Consider the following 14,394-nt stretch of genomic DNA (forward strand, 5'->3'; position numbering starts at 1 on the left):
ATCGGGCACGACCGTCTTCCCGTCTCGTCGGCGGTGAACGACACGCGTATCCGCCTCGAGCCGGTACCTCCGTCAAATGAGCAGAAAGGACCACTACTACAACAAGGCCAAACAGGAGGGCTATCGCTCTCGAGCGGCCTACAAGCTCAAACAGCTCGACGACCTCGAGAACGTCCTGTCCCGCGGCGACACGGTCGTCGACCTGGGTGCGGCTCCCGGCGGCTGGCTCGAGGTCGCCGCCGAGGAAGTCGGGCCACAGGGGACCGTGATCGGCGTCGACTTCCAGCGCATCAAGGACTTCAAGACTCACGAGAACGTCAAGACGCTCCGCGGGGATATGACCGAGAAGAAGACCCGCGACCGCGTCGTCGACGCGGCGGGCGGCCCCGTGGACGCGGTCATTTCTGACATGGCTCCAAATATGTCCGGCGAGTACTCGCTCGACCAGGCTCGCTCGCTCCATCTGGCACGACAGGCCTTCGAGACCGCCCTCGAACTCCTCGACAGCGGCGGGGACTTCGTCGTGAAGGTCTTCGAGGGACCGGACGTCGACGATTTCCGGGCCGACGTCGAAGAGGAGTTCCAGTACGTTCGTGCCACCTCGCCGAAGGCCAGCCGTGACGAGTCCTCCGAGATCTACCTCGTCGGAAAGGGTCGGCTCACCGCCTCGGTCCGAGCGGGCGACGAACTCGAGGTGAAAATCGTCGACGTCGGAAGCGAGGGCGACGGCATCGCCTCGGTCGACGGCTATCGGTTGTTCGTGCCGAACACGGTGACTGGCGAGTCAGTCGCGGTCCGCGTGGAGGACGTGAAGCCGAACTTCGGGTTCGCCCGGCGACTCGACCGGGACTGATACGATCTGCTGTACCAATGTACCGGTGCAACCGCGACCGTCCTGCGGGTGCACCGGCAATGGCATACAGTAGTCCGTATGAACGGCCACCGGGCTACTGCTACTCCCGATCCTCGAGTCGGTCGTGACGCTCGTCGATTTCGTCTAAGAGATCCAGGGTTTTGCGGATCGACGCGCGGATCGCGTCGCTACGGTTGACGAATTTTCCGTCGTCCCCGACGTGTTCGTCCAGATCATCGAGGAGTTCCTGCGGAATTTCGACGCTAATCTTGGGCATTAGTTTGGGTATGCGTTCGTATGCCCACACCTTAAGCCGTCGGCTCGGGACGCAGCGCTCAGCCGGAAACTGAGGCACTGGCTCGTTCAGCCTCCGATTCGGGTCGGGAAACCCCTTCCAGACTAGCGTGTCTGAAACGGTACCATTGAACTATGCTCTCTGTCGCAGGACCTGGTCGATAGCCGCCTCGAAGTACCCGATCGAAACGTACCTGGCATCGTCGGTACCAGCTGTGTCGGTATCATAGCACTCTTCCCCGGGCGTTGATGTCATCTACGTCTCCGGAGAAGCGACTGGAAAGGAGGTCTGATTATTGATCAGTTATCCGTCCTGTGAGCCAGATTATAAATATGATCGTGCCAGTGGCGATTGCCGTGAAAGCGAGGGCAAATTGTGGGCTTGTGAGTGGAAGACTCGCCACATATCTGGCGAGCTGATTTATGCCCCAGATGCCAACGAGAAGCGAGATGGCAAGTGCCATGAAGAGGAGTTCATAGTCGAACCACGTCTTCAGGCCTTCTGATGATATCATTGCAACAGTTTACCCTCGGAACGGTATATTCTTTTAGCTGTAATCGAGGACAGAAAACCCCTCCCTGCTCGCGTCGCTCGCTAAAGAAGGGGATACACCGCCCGCATGAATTGTTTACGTCTGAATCGTCTCTTTTACCACCATTTCGGCAAGGTGGATAGTAAGGTACTCACCACGCCCTGTCGTTGTTCAAACGCGACAAGAAGCGTGCAACGGCGGTTGTGGCCGAGTGTTGATTTGGGAGGAGTGGGACGCTCCGAACCGCCTGTCACGGGAACTCGCCTCCGGAGACTGAGACCATCCACAGAACGCCACGGCGTTCTGCCGGGCCGCACGAGACGCTCCGCGTCTTGTGGACGCTGTGGGATCGGTTCCTGCAGGCCCTGTCGTTGAACGAGGAAGCCCCAACCGCACCAAGCGAGGGACGGGGAGACCCGAGTGCGGGAGGGTGGGGTAGTTCACTCGTTTGCAAAATGTTCATCGACTGCTTCGCGGAACGCCCCGACGGTCATCTCGTAGACCGTGTTCCCGCTCTCGTCGCGATGACGACCGATCTCGAACGCGGGAGTTCCATCGATTCGAACCTCCCAGTCGTCGGGATAGCGGGTATTTACCCCGATGAACTGAATTCGGCAATTGTGAGTCGCTTCAAGTGGATCGACGACCTCGTGGGTATACACCCCATCGGCGAACCGTGGCGGCCGGTACTCCGCCAGTCCCATCTCCGCTCGAAGTCGTTCGTTATCGCGCCACCACTTCGGCTTGTCGGTCCCGGTCACAGTACGATGACCACCTCGCCGTCCTCGATCTCAACCGAATACGACGGGAGCGTCACACCCTTCCTGGAGAGACAGTCCCCGCTGGTCAGATCGTACTCCCAGCCGTGCCACGGACAATTGAGGATCTCGCCCTCCCGCTCCCAGCGGCTCTCAACTTCACCGGTTTCCCGGTCGTAGGAGGCAATCTCGGTCCCGGTGAGGGCACCCTCGCCGCACGGACCTCCTTGATGAGCACACCAGTTCAGATAGGCGTAGTACTCTCCGTCCTGGTGGAAGATGGCGATCTCTCGACCCTTGATTTGCGTCACGATCCGCTCACCGTCGGCGATTTCGTCGGCCTCGGCCACAACGTGGCGCTCGGTAGCTGTCCCCACCATTTCAGATCGAGAGGTCGAACGCCTCTATGGCAGTTCCCGAGAGGACTCGTTCTCTCGTCTTCTCGTCGCCGAATCGACGTATCTGCTGATCGAGGGCGTCAGGATGATCGAAGTCCCAGTGGGGATAGTCCGTCGAGAGCATGAGCGACTCGGGACCGAGAACATCGATTATCTGCTGGAGGTCTGCCGGGTCATTCGGCTCTCCGACGGGCTGAGTGGAGAAATAGAACTGGTCCCGGATATACTCCTCGGGGCTTTTCTCCAGGAGTGGCGCCTCGCTGCGCCGCATCGAGTATTCTTTGTTGAACCGGAACATCATATAGGGAACCCAGCTAACCCCCGCCTCCAGGAACGAGAAGTTGAGGTCGGGAAATTTCGCCGGGGTGCCGTTGACGATGAGACTTGACATCGTCATCATGTGCGCCCATGGGTGGGCGAGCATGTGATTTTCGAGGAATCGGTTGAACTGCGTATCCTGCACCGGAAAGTCCTTCGCGAAGGGGGCGCCGGCTGAGGCGTGGTACGCAACGTGGAGGTTGTTGTCCTCGGCAGCCTGATAGATCCGGTCGTACACGGGATCACCGAGTGGCGGCTGGGCACCACTGTTGAGCAGGTACAGTCCTTCGATGCATCGTTCCGATTCCATTCGGTCGATCTCTTCGGCTGCGGCCGCCGGGTCATGGGTCGCGACGGTACAGAGTCCGAGGAACTGGTCGTACTCGTCGAGGTAATTCTCGAGCAAATAATCGTTATAGGCGTACATCAATTCGACTGCCCGGTCGTCTTCAGGGACCGAATTCAGTACCGGAAAGGCGTTGATGAGCGGGTAATCGATTCCGAACTCGACACAGATTTTCTCGTACAGCGCATCCGCACTCCGAACGTTTTCCTTTTCGATTTCGATCTTTCCGCCCATATAGCGGTTCCATCCGCCTCTGTGAACCGGCGTGTAGGTTGGATACTTCGTGATCGACCGGTACGGTTCCTCACAGTACTCGGCCAACTCGTCGAACGGAATGGAGAGGTGAACGTCCGTATCGACGACCGTCGCCTCCTCGAACGCTCCACTATCCTCTGCTGTGCTAGTCATGCGCAACCGGATCACTTCTGTCCGGAAATAATTTCGGCTGCAGGGCCCCTTTCGCACGGTTGCGCACTGGTGTCTCTTTCCCAACAGATCACCACTGATGCGAATTCTTCGCCCGTCTGTCAAACAGGCTGCTCGATGCGAATCCCTGAAGCAACTCGCGGTCGCGCGACGAACATCCACTGTAGTCAGCGCGCACCTTCTGACAACAGTTAGACGCGGACTATGATGGGGTATCGAAGAACGAGCACACTCCACTGGAGTGAGATTGGACTACGACTCACCGCCCGTACCATTACTTGCGAGTTCCGGTCGTAGTCGACATGTCGAATTTCGATATTTCTCTCATCTCGTCCTGACGGTTGTGGTGCACCCATTCTCTCAATTTAGCACCCATTTTCTGTCAGAGGCTGGTCAGGATGTTCAGCTACTGCTGACTCGATGGAAATTCTGCTATCCCATAAGAGCGTGAAACAAGTATGGGACGCAAGAGACCGAGATCTATTCCGTGCCCCAAAGCACGTGCTGTTGACTGGTCCGAGTGCGTAGGAAGCCGAGTCCTGGGCAGTACAGCCCGACTGCCGCCAGGAGCGGCAGTCGGGAAAGCCCGCATAGGTGAATCTCTGTTTCACGCACCAGCGTTCCGAGGTGAATCCAATGTTCATCGGAATCGACGTACACAAACGGTACTCACAAATCGCAGTATTGGACGAAAACGGTGAGGTCGTCGAAGAGGTTCGCGTCGAAAACGCGAACCTCGACGACTTTGCCCAGCAGTACGCTGGGTCAAAAGCCGCGCTTGAAGCGACCAGCAACTATTACCACATCCACGATACGCTTTCAGAGTATCTGGATGTGACCGTCGCCAATCCAGGCGAATTAAAACTGATCTCCGACTCAGATGAGAAAACTGACCGCGTCGACGCGAAACAACTCGCTCGGATGGTTCGGTTGGGTTCAATCCCTGAAAGCTACGTTCCAACCGATGAGGTCCGGCAAGCCCGCGCACTTGTGCGCGGGCGCCAGAAGCTCGTTGAGAACCGGACTGAGTATGCGAACAAGATCCATGGTTTGTTGAGTGATCACGGGATCACTCAGGAGGTGAAACCGCTGAGTGTGAAGGGACGAGAGTTCCTCGCGGAACTCTCGCTCCCGGCGCCGTGGGATGCGCTGTTGGAGTCGTATCTGGAACTCATTCAGGCGCTCACCGAGCAGATTGAGTCGTTGGAAGCGGAGATCGAGGAACGGGCTGGGTCTCTGAAGGAGACCCAGCTCCTGATGACGATTCCTGGCGTGAGTTACTTTACAGCGTTGACGATTTACGCGGAGTTGGGAGAGGTCGCCCGGTTTGATCGGGCCAAGGAGGTCGTAAGCTACGTCGGGCTGAACCCGATAATCCGCGAGTCTGGCGACTCGCGGTTTGAGGGAAGTATCTCGAAACGAGGGTCAGGGCGAGTTCGGTGGCTGCTTGTTCAAGCGTCGTACACAGCGGTTCATACGTGCGAAGACGAGTACCTTAGCCGGTTTTACAACCGATTAGCCCGAAAGAAGAACTCGAAAACAGCGATTGTAGCAACCGCTCGGAAGCTGCTGGTTTCAATGTATCATATGCTGGACCGTGAGGAGGTGTACGATCCACCAGGGATGAGTGCCTGAGCGCCGCCGGGGCGGCGCTCATTGGCCGGTTGGTGGTAACGTTAGCGACTGCTCTCACTAACAAGAAGTCTCCCGCCTGATGGCTGTTACAGTAGCCATCGGTTCGCCGGTTGTCGATTCTCCGCTCGAAGACTGTAGCGAGTCCTCGTCGCCCGAAGAATTATCTTAGCAAACGTGGTTTGTTTAACCAGCAGAATTTCCATAGGTGAATAGATAGCGAATATCCAGCAGCGAACCACGCATACTGGAGCCAACCCTCACGGTAGAATTGTCGGCGTCTCAATTATTGGAAGCCTGTTCGGCAGGGAGAGTAAACGAAAAGGTCGATCCTTCCCCTGGTTCTGACTGGACCCAGATGTCGCCACCATGGCGCTCGACGATCTTCCGACACAATGCCAATCCGATGCCGGTTCCAGGGTACTCCTCGTGGGTGTGGAGTCGATCGAACACGTCGAAGATTCGGTCGGTGTAGTCGGAATCTAACCCGATGCCGTTGTCGGCCACCTGGAACACCCACTCCTCGGCGTCGCGTTCGGCGCTGATCTCGATCTCCGGCGGTTCCTCGCCTCGATATTTGATGGCGTTCGAGACGAGGTTCTGGAACACCTGTTCGAGTTGCTCCCGATCGGCGTGGACCGTCGGCAGCGATTCGACAGCAATCTCGGCGTCGTTCTCCTCGATCTGTCGCTCGAGGTTCCTGAGCACGTCCTTGACGACCGTTTCGCAGTCCGTGGGTTCAAGCGGTTTGGCCTCGGTATCGACCCGCGAGTACGCGAGCAGGTCGTCGATCATCTCCCGCAGCCGGTCAGCGCCGTCAACCGCGAAGTCGATGAACTCCTCGGCATCCTCGTTGAGTTGGTCAGCATACTGATTCTCGAGGAGTTGGAGGTAACTCGATATCATGCGGAGGGGTTCCTGGAGATCATGGGAGGCCACGTAGGCGAACTGTTCGAGCCGCTCGTTCGACTCCTCGAGCTTCTCGACCGTCTCAGCGAGTTGCTCCTCGTAGAACCGGCGATCGGTGACGTCAGTGTAGTGTTCGATGCGGCCACCCGCGTAGAGCCCAGTCTCGATGGGCTGGCTCCAGTGATGTAACCACCGTTCCTCGAGGGCGTCCTCGCCGAGGACGTGACACTCGAACTCCTCGGTATAGGTGTTGTCCTCGTAGGTGGCGAGCACGCGATCGGCGAACCGTTCGGGTTCCTCGAAGATGCCGGCGATGTCCGCCTCGATGACTGCACGCTTATCTCGACCGACGATCTCCTCCCGTTCGAGCCCGAAATACTCCTCGATTGACTCGTTGACCCAGACGATCTCGAAGTTCGAATCCAGAATGAATGTTCCAACCCCGGAGGTGTCGAGGACGTCGTCGGTCAACGACCGGTAGCGCTCCTCACTCTCTCTGAGGGCCTCCTCTCGCTCCTTTCGCTCGGTGATGTCGCGGACGTAGACGGACATCCCGGACTCGGACGGGTATGTTCGGATCTCCATCCAGATATCGAGAAGGTCAGAATGGAATTCGAACTCCACGGGCTCCTGGGTCGCCATCGCCTCCTCAGCCATCTCTCGTGGGTAGCCGTCGGCCACCTCGGGAAGGACATCCCAGACGCGGGCCCCAATCAACTCCCCCGGGGAGAGCCGCACCAGCTCCGCGGCACAGTCGTTCACATAGATGATACGCCACTCGTCGTCGAGAGCGAAGAACGCCTCGTCGACGCGATCGAAAATCTCGAGGATCTCCGCCTCGAGTTCGTCCCGTTGTTGTTTGAGGCGTTCCGCCTGCTTCCGGAGCTGTTCCTCGTGCTCGCGACGCTCGGTCATCTCGCGAGTGACCTTCACAAATCCCTCGAGGGTGTTGTCTTCGTCACGGATAGCCGTGATGGTGACGTCCGCCCAGAACTGTGATCCGTCCTTCCGGACACGCCAGCCTTCGTCCTCGGTGGAGCCCTGCTCGGCTGCAGCGGCGAGGTTCTCTTCGGGGACGCCGGCGGTACGGTCCTCCTCGGTATAAAATGTCGAGAAGTGTTCGCCGAGAATCTCCTCGGTGTCGTAACCTTTGATGCGTTCGGCACCAGAATTCCAACTGATGATGTAGCCGTCGGGATCAAGGCGGAAAATTGCGTACTCCTCGACGGCGTCGACGAGGGCACGGAACTGGTGGTCACGATGCTCCGGTGGGCATCCGCGACCTTCAGCTGAGTCCTCCCTGTCTTTCTGCGAAAAGGACGAGTCCTCTTCTGGCCCATTCACCATTACCGTTTTATCCTTGGAAGGGCGGAAAACTTTGTCGGGAGCAACGTTCTATTCTTCTGATAGATCCTCTCTATGCAGCAGGCCGTTTATATCAACTGTTGTGAGTTTCATTAAATTTCACAGGTCAGCCAGTCGGACTATGGTTAGGAGTCCGACTCGAGTTCGCTTACGTCGAGCTCACCCTCGAGATACGCTCGTCCGGTATCGGACAACTGGTAGAGCCCGGTGTCGACTACCTCGAGCAACTCGGCTTTGGAAAGTTTTCGACAGCGTTTACTCACGTACTGACGGTCGTACTCGATATTTGTCCCTATTACTCGTGGTGAGAGTAGAATTGGATGTTCCTCAAAAAAGAGCATAATCTCGTAGTCGGCTGGAGTCATCCAGGGAACCCGCTCGACCATCTTTTCACGATATCCCACAACCGGAACGGAAAAATCAGTACTATCTGGTGGTGAGTGAACCACTAACATGGTTTGATGAAAACTACGTTCGTGGATCAGATTTATGTTCCTACAGGTTATAATCAAAAGCACGGAAGCTATCAGTAACTCTCTCGGTTCCAGAATGGCAGAATAGCGGGCCGGTGCTAGCCCCACCGATCCGCGACAGCTTCCGTAAACACCCTACGGAAGCCATGAGTCAGGACGATTTGCGGGGCCTTGAAAGCCCCGACCGACCGCGCGCATCGAACACGAACGCTCGAGCCATCACCGACGGCGGCGAACGAACGGAACCAGAGTCCGAATCCGCAACCAGTCCAAACGAGTCACCCATTCCGAAACGCCTCGAGACGATCTCGAAACTCGTGCGTGGCGTGCTCGCGGACGTCCGTCGCACCGACGAACCGGATGCCGTCGACCATATCGACGAGTGGACGCGCCGGAGAGTGACTCGGAAGTTACGAGCGATCGACGCGGAGACCAGGCGGGTGGAACTCGAATTGATCGTCTTGCGTTCGCCGACCGGCGACGATTCGAGCGGGGATTCGGACGGCGACATCCCGGCGGTTACCAGCGGGGGCTCGGGGACGACGTCCCATCTGGGGCCGGACCTAGCCGTGTATCAGCTGGTGAAGGGTGACGACGGGTCCGAAGCGACCACGTCGGCGGGCAATTGCGACGCGGACGAGCACGACGGCGGTGATCGCGATGGGGAGTAATCTGAATCCCGACCCGGACAATCGGCTTCCCGCCACTGAAAACGAACGCACGGCCGAGCGCCTCGAGGCGCTGGCGGACCGAATCACGGCCCTCGAATCTGAATGCGCCCGAAAGGACGAGCGGATATCCGAACTCGAGCGAACGGTCGAGCACCTCGAGACCGAGACCGGCGATTTGGAAGAGTGAGCGACCGAGTGCGAATCCGAGCAGAGGGAAGCGAAACGTGCCGCGGAGGCGGCCCTGAAAAAAGCGGACGCGAACAAGGAGCGCATTCGCGAGCTACAGTCGCGCGAACTCGAGAAGGGAGCCCATCTCCAGACCGACACGGTAGACCCCCACGAAATCGACATCGTAGCGGATCACGTGGAGAAAATCACCAAGGACGGCGGCGGCACCTACTATCGCGTGCCGGATTCGAGTGATCCGCTCGACGGACGGGAGGGTGTGGCACTCGCCCACGGGGATCTGCTACCGATTCAGCAGTTCGCCCGGATGGACGAGGACATGCGCCGGTCGGCGGCGAACTCCCTGCCGACGCGACTCGCGGCGAAGTTGTGGCGAGCCAGGACGGACCCGACCGTCGGCGACGATCCCTGGACGGACGGCTGCAAGGGCGTCCAGGAGTTCGTCACGGCCTCCGACCTGAAACACTGGATTCGCCGACAGGAGGCGGGGATCAGCGACGCCTACGCGAAGAAGCTAGTCTCGAGGACGATCGACGCGACCCTCGACCTCTCGAAGCACCGGCTGGCGGTCCGGAAACGCACCCAGCGGACGAACGGCCTCGAGTACGTGGAACGTCGCCTGATCCTCCCTGCGGACGCGGAGATTCCCGGCGAGCGAACGGCTGCGAACGAGTCAGTAACGCCGACAGAGACGGACGTCTCGAGTAGATCAGCTACGACGACGTCCGATACCGAGGCGACGTCAACTGCGAGCGAATCGACCGCACCCGGAGACGGCTGACGTCCGCGGGTGACCGTGGACGGGTCGCTGCCCACTCCCCCGAGAGCGGTTTCATCTCGCACCCGATCCACCGAGACACAGCGTGCGAGCGGACGGTTGAGCGGGTCGATAGTCTTGGGTATCGTTCCTCGAGCAGTTCTCGGCAGTCGATCGCGAGACGCCCCTGTGAGTCACACCGGCGACGACGAGTGTCCATGGGAGCGACGGAAACGGACGGCCGTGTCACGGAGGCGAACGTGCCGGTGATGAGAAGCGCATCCTCGATTTCGAACTGCCCGAGTCGAAGCGAAGGGGTTCTGTGCCGTCGTCGACCACCGCCGGGGTGATCGAGCGATCGGGTGCCGTGGCTCACCGGTTCGAACTCGCTCTTCGATCGCTGGGATGCCGAGTGGGAACGACGGCGGATTCAGTCGTCGCGAGCGCGGTGCGTCGCGAACGACTGTGTGTCGGTCACCAGCGCGTGCAATAGAACGAGGACGACGACGGCGAAGACGATGAGCGCGCCGTCGACGACCGACGGGAGCAAGCCGAGCGAGACGATCAGCGTCGTCGCGCAGGCGGGCGGGTGGACTGTCTCGGTCGCGAGCATCCCGCCCGAGGTGAGGGTGGCGGCGAGAATCCCGCTGGCGACGAGTCGGAGCTGTGCCACCGTGAGCATTGGCGCACTCGCGGTCACCTCGAGCCCGGGCGCGATGGTGTGGTAGGCGACGAGTCCGGCGAGTACCCCGATCACGTGCCCGCCGACTACTCGTCGCGGACTGGTGACCTCGCCGGTCCGGACCGTCGCTAACAGGAACGCTGAGGGACCCAGGCTTGGAAAGAGGAGCGCCCGTCCGGTCACCCAGGCCAGTAGCCCGGGGACGGCGAGTAACGCGCCCACGTACAGCGTCGAAAACGGAGCCTCCTCTCTCATGCCCGCTCCGTTCTCGACGTGGGCTGAAATACCGTTCGTTGTCTCGAGTCCGGGGTTTCGAGTTCAGGAATACGACCGCCGATCGATTCCGTCTGTCGGAAAGGAGTTCTGTTTTGTACGCTAACAATTTCTGTTCAAACCCATTGTATAAAGGACGATAGCGTACCAAAAGATTTACTCGTAAGGATGTATTTGTTATTTGCACGTGTCGTCAAAGCGTAACACGGGGGCGCTCCAGCAAGGGGGATCTGCTCCGGAATTGGTGGGCACGTACGATCAACAACAACTATGACAGGAACGGACACAGTACTATCGCGACGTACCGTACTCAAATCGACTGGTGTAGCAGGAATCGCCGGGATTGCCGGCTGTATGGGCGGAAACTCGTCGGGGTCGTCCGAAATCGAGTTGCTTCACGCGTGGTCTTCGGGCGACGGTAAAAAAGCTATCAAGGCGCTCGTCGAAGGATTTCAGGAGGCCCACCCGGACGTCAGCTTCGCCGAGGAGCCGGTAAACGGCGCCGCTCGGGACAACCTCGATCAGGTCGTTTCCAACCGGCTGCAGTCGAACGATCCGCCGAGTACGTTCCAGACGTGGCCCGGGAAGACCCTGACGAAGTTCGGTGATGCGTACGCCGGCATCGAGGGCGACGTGTGGAACGACGAATTGAAGAACAACTACCTCTCGGGCCCGAAACAGCAGGCCCAGTTCGACGGGACCTACGTGACGGTCCCGATCAACATCCACCGCATCAACAACCTCTTTTACAACAAGACGGTGCTGGACGAGGCGGGGGTCGATCCCGAGTCGATGTCCTCTCCCGCCGACGTCGTAGATGCGTGCGAGACCATTTCGCAGAACACCGAAGCAGTACCGTTCGCACAGCAAACCAGCGGGACGTGGTCGACGGGTCAGCTGTGGGAGACGATCCTGCTCGCACAGGCCGGTATCGAGGGCTACAACGCGTTCATCAAAGGGAATGGCAATGTCGATCAGGTCCGCACCGCACTCGAGAACGTCGTCGAGCTCAGCGAGTACTATCCGGATGATGCCTCGTCGATCGGCTTCACCGAGGCCAACACGATGGTTATGGAAGGCGACGCCGCGTTCATCCACCAGGGCGACTGGGCGGCGGGCGCGTACAGCGGCGAAGATGGGTTCAACTACGGCGAGAACTGGGGCCAGATCACCTATCCTGGCTCGAGCGGAAATTATCTGCTGAACATGGACTCATTCCCCTATTTCGACGGCAATCCGTCCCCGGAGGCGACCAAGACCTTCCTCAGCTACTGTGGCAGTACCGAAGCGCAGGTCCTGTTCAACAAGCAGAAGGGATCCATTCCGCCGCGGAAGGACGCCGACGTCTCGGAGCTCAACACGTTCCAACAGGATCAGTACGACGACTTCACGAACGCGGACAACCAACCGCCATCGATCGAGCACGGACTGGCTATCAAACCGGCTGTCAAGACCAACATCAGCAGTGCGTTCAGCGGCTTCCTCGAGTCGTCCGATCCCGACGCGACTGCAGACGCTCTCGTAAACGCCTTCGAGTAAGAGAAGGCTCACAAGAATTATGCGCAATTTTATAACCAGACTTCGCAACCGCTGGTTCGGCAGCGACGTCCGCACCGACGGCGGTGAGGTATCGTCTCAGCGCTCGCTGCTACGTCGCGATTCGATCCGCTCGGCTCCCTTCTGGTTGCCGCCGTTCCTGCTTGTCGGACTGTTCGTGTACGGCGCAGTCACCTGGAACGTCCTCCTGTCGTTGACGGACTTCACTGGCCTCGGGAGTCCGGATTACAGCTCTCTCGACCTGGAGAACTATGTCGTCGCATTCAAGGGCGGGACGCCGACGTGGTCAGACCTGACGATCGATCCGGTGTGGAACTCCGCGACGAACACGGTCCTGTTGATGATCGTGTTCTCGGTCATTTGTCTCGCGCTCGGCCTGTTGTTGGCGATTCTCGTCGACCGGAACATCCGCTTCGAGAACACGCTCCGAACGATCTACCTGCTCCCGATGAGCCTCTCGTTCGTCGTCACGGCGAAGTTCTGGCTCTACATGTACAACCCGGATACCGGAGTGATCAACGTCGCCCTCGGGATGTTCGGAATCGGGCCGATCGAGATCGTTCAGAACCCGGAGCTGAAGCTCTGGGCCGTCGCATTCGCACTGATCTGGCAGTACAGCGGCTACGCCATGATCGTGTACCTGGCGGCGCTGCGGGGCATCCCCTCGAGCCACTTCGAGGCGGCACGCGTAGACGGTGCGAGCACCGTCCGGATGTACTGGCGGGTCATCGTCCCACAGCTTCGAACGGCGACCGTGAGCGCGCTCGTCGTCATCATGGTGTTCGCCCTCAAGGCATTCGACTTCCTCTATTCGATGTACGGCTACCAACCCGGTCCGTCGGCGGACATCCTCGCGACGCGGATGATCAGGGTTGCATACGAGAATCAGAACTGGGCGTACGGGTCGACTATCGCCGTCATCCTGTTCGTGATGGCGCTGTTCATCGTCGCACCGTACGTCTACTCGCAGTATCGACGAGGTGACCTATGAGCGGCGCAAGCGCGACGACCGGCGAGAGTACGGCGACCGGCGACGAGACCGAATCTGGCGTTGGCCTCACGCGGGCCGTCCTCTACGCCGTTCTGGGTGGAATGGCGGTGTTCTATCTCATCCCCATCGAAACGGGGCTGATGACGGCCATCACGCACCCCGAAACGTACGGTGGGCCGAACTCGTACCCGTTCTTTCCGCCGCTCGAACCGCTGGTACCTGGCACCGGAACGCTTTCGTTCCAGTCGTTCGGGAATGCGGTAGACGGACTGGCGAGAGGGCTGGTCAACAGCTTCATCCTCGTCATCCCGGCCACGATCCTGTCGGGGCTGCTGGGCAGCATGGCAGCGTACGGGCTGACGAACGTCGACTGGCGCGGCCAGATCGGCATCTACATGCTGTTCGTCGCCGGCATCTTCATCCCCTATCAGGCGGCCGTGGTGCCGCTGACCCAATTCTGGTACAACGTGGTGCCGCTGCGAACGATGTTCCTCCCGCTCGCCAGCATTCCGATGGTCCGCGAATACCACTGGAAGCTGGTGGCGCTGATCATCACCCACACAGCGTACGGAATTCCGATCTGTACGCTCCTGTTCCGTGCCCACTACAAGAAACTCTCGAGCGAGATGATCGAGGCGGCCCGACTCGACGGGGCATCGGTGTCGAAAATATACCGTCGCATCGTGCTTCCGCTGTCGGTCCCGATGTTCGCAGTCGTCTTCATCTACCAGTTCACGCAAGTCTGGAACGACCTCCTGTTCGCGTTGACCATCATCCAGTTTGGCGACGCGTCGGTCGTGACGCAGGAACTGGTGGGTATCGGCGTATCTCAGTCCGGAACGAACTTCCCGCTGCGAATGTCGGCGGCGCTGGTGGCGGCGTTTCCGACGCTGATCGTGTACATTCTGTTCGGTGACAAGTTCGCCGAAGGAGTGGTAACATGAACACAGGCAGTACTTCCACAGGTGATCC

The 14,394-nt window shown here is 59.3% G+C and carries 16 protein-coding genes; 8 read left to right on the plus strand and 8 right to left on the minus strand.

All coding sequences use genetic code 11. The annotated features are described in order from the left end of the window. Nucleotides 1-76 precede the first annotated feature (76 nt). Nucleotides 77-853 carry a 23S rRNA (uridine(2552)-2'-O)-methyltransferase gene (locus NJU76_RS07255; protein ID WP_254532101.1) on the plus strand — a complete coding sequence of 259 codons (777 nt, stop codon included), beginning with the start codon at nucleotides 77-79 and terminating at the stop codon, nucleotides 851-853. A 100-nt stretch (nucleotides 854-953) separates the two neighbouring features. On the opposite strand, the gene NJU76_RS07260 is transcribed toward NJU76_RS07255, so the two are convergent. The 5 genes from NJU76_RS07260 to NJU76_RS07280 form a co-directional block, all read right to left on the minus strand. Further along, nucleotides 954-1,130, minus strand: a complete 177-nt coding sequence (locus NJU76_RS07260; protein WP_254532102.1) for a ribbon-helix-helix domain-containing protein — start codon at nucleotides 1,128-1,130, stop codon at nucleotides 954-956. Nucleotides 1,131-1,440: 310 nt separating this feature from the next. Then, nucleotides 1,441-1,662 (minus strand): hypothetical protein, encoded by a 222-nt coding sequence (locus NJU76_RS07265; protein ID WP_254532103.1) that lies wholly within the window; start codon nucleotides 1,660-1,662, stop codon nucleotides 1,441-1,443. A gap of 458 nt (nucleotides 1,663-2,120) precedes the next feature. Continuing rightward, entirely contained in the window at nucleotides 2,121-2,441 is a 321-nt protein-coding gene (locus tag NJU76_RS07270) for a hypothetical protein (protein ID WP_254532104.1), read from the minus strand. Continuing rightward, nucleotides 2,438-2,818 (minus strand): Rieske (2Fe-2S) protein, encoded by a 381-nt coding sequence (locus NJU76_RS07275; protein ID WP_254532105.1) that lies wholly within the window; start codon nucleotides 2,816-2,818, stop codon nucleotides 2,438-2,440. The genes NJU76_RS07270 and NJU76_RS07275 overlap by 4 nt, the downstream gene beginning before the upstream one ends. Nucleotide 2,819: 1 nt before the next feature. Beyond that, complete coding sequence (locus tag NJU76_RS07280; protein WP_254532106.1) at nucleotides 2,820-3,908, minus strand: amidohydrolase family protein; 1,089 nt, start codon at nucleotides 3,906-3,908, stop codon at nucleotides 2,820-2,822. Between the two features lie 654 nt (nucleotides 3,909-4,562). On the opposite strand from NJU76_RS07280, the gene NJU76_RS07285 reads away from it, so the two are divergent. Then, nucleotides 4,563-5,561, plus strand: coding sequence for an IS110 family RNA-guided transposase (locus tag NJU76_RS07285; protein ID WP_254532107.1), 999 nt, complete (start codon nucleotides 4,563-4,565; stop codon nucleotides 5,559-5,561). 279 nt (nucleotides 5,562-5,840) lie between these two features. Here NJU76_RS07285 and NJU76_RS07290 read toward each other — a convergent pair whose 3' ends face one another. Together NJU76_RS07290 and NJU76_RS07295 are read right to left on the minus strand one after the other, a co-directional pair. After that, the gene (locus NJU76_RS07290; protein WP_254532108.1) at nucleotides 5,841-7,814 is read right to left on the minus strand and encodes a PAS domain S-box protein; all 1,974 of its coding nucleotides are present in this window, start codon (nucleotides 7,812-7,814) and stop codon (nucleotides 5,841-5,843) included. 143 nt (nucleotides 7,815-7,957) lie between these two features. After that, nucleotides 7,958-8,218, minus strand: a complete 261-nt coding sequence (locus tag NJU76_RS07295) for a MarR family transcriptional regulator (protein ID WP_254532109.1) — start codon at nucleotides 8,216-8,218, stop codon at nucleotides 7,958-7,960. Nucleotides 8,219-8,451: 233 nt separating this feature from the next. Between NJU76_RS07295 and NJU76_RS07300 the strand changes: the two genes are divergently transcribed. The 3 genes from NJU76_RS07300 to NJU76_RS27000 all read left to right on the plus strand — a co-directional run bounded on the left by NJU76_RS07300 (nucleotide 8,452) and on the right by NJU76_RS27000 (nucleotide 9,943). Further along, nucleotides 8,452-8,976: a hypothetical protein gene (locus NJU76_RS07300; RefSeq protein WP_254532110.1), complete on the plus strand. Its 525-nt coding sequence runs from the start codon at nucleotides 8,452-8,454 to the stop codon at nucleotides 8,974-8,976. After that, entirely contained in the window at nucleotides 8,966-9,163 is a 198-nt protein-coding gene (locus tag NJU76_RS26995; RefSeq protein ID WP_425604297.1) for a hypothetical protein, read from the plus strand. The genes NJU76_RS07300 and NJU76_RS26995 overlap by 11 nt, the downstream gene beginning before the upstream one ends. Before the next feature lie 84 nt (nucleotides 9,164-9,247). Further along, complete coding sequence (locus NJU76_RS27000) at nucleotides 9,248-9,943, plus strand: DUF8008 family protein (protein WP_486642018.1); 696 nt, start codon at nucleotides 9,248-9,250, stop codon at nucleotides 9,941-9,943. A 406-nt stretch (nucleotides 9,944-10,349) separates the two neighbouring features. Here the strand turns inward: NJU76_RS27000 and NJU76_RS07310 are convergent, their stop codons facing one another. Further along, nucleotides 10,350-10,856: an HPP family protein gene (locus NJU76_RS07310; RefSeq protein WP_254532111.1), complete on the minus strand. Its 507-nt coding sequence runs from the start codon at nucleotides 10,854-10,856 to the stop codon at nucleotides 10,350-10,352. Nucleotides 10,857-11,228: 372 nt separating this feature from the next. On the opposite strand from NJU76_RS07310, the gene NJU76_RS07315 reads away from it, so the two are divergent. Genes NJU76_RS07315 through NJU76_RS07325 form a run of 3 tightly spaced genes read left to right on the plus strand, consistent with a single transcriptional unit; the run spans nucleotide 11,229 to nucleotide 14,366 of the window. Further along, a complete protein-coding gene (locus NJU76_RS07315) occupies nucleotides 11,229-12,413 on the plus strand; it encodes an ABC transporter substrate-binding protein (protein ID WP_254532112.1) in 1,185 nt (394 codons plus the stop codon). Nucleotides 12,414-12,432: 19 nt separating this feature from the next. Then, a complete protein-coding gene (locus tag NJU76_RS07320) occupies nucleotides 12,433-13,422 on the plus strand; it encodes a carbohydrate ABC transporter permease (protein WP_254532113.1) in 990 nt (329 codons plus the stop codon). Further along, entirely contained in the window at nucleotides 13,419-14,366 is a 948-nt protein-coding gene (locus NJU76_RS07325) for a carbohydrate ABC transporter permease (RefSeq protein ID WP_254532114.1), read from the plus strand. Before NJU76_RS07320 ends, NJU76_RS07325 begins: the two co-directional genes overlap by 4 nt. Nucleotides 14,367-14,394 lie beyond the last annotated feature (28 nt).

This window comes from Natrinema gelatinilyticum (genome assembly GCF_024266705.1).
GTDB classification, from domain to species: Archaea; Halobacteriota; Halobacteria; order Halobacteriales; family Natrialbaceae; genus Natrinema; species Natrinema gelatinilyticum.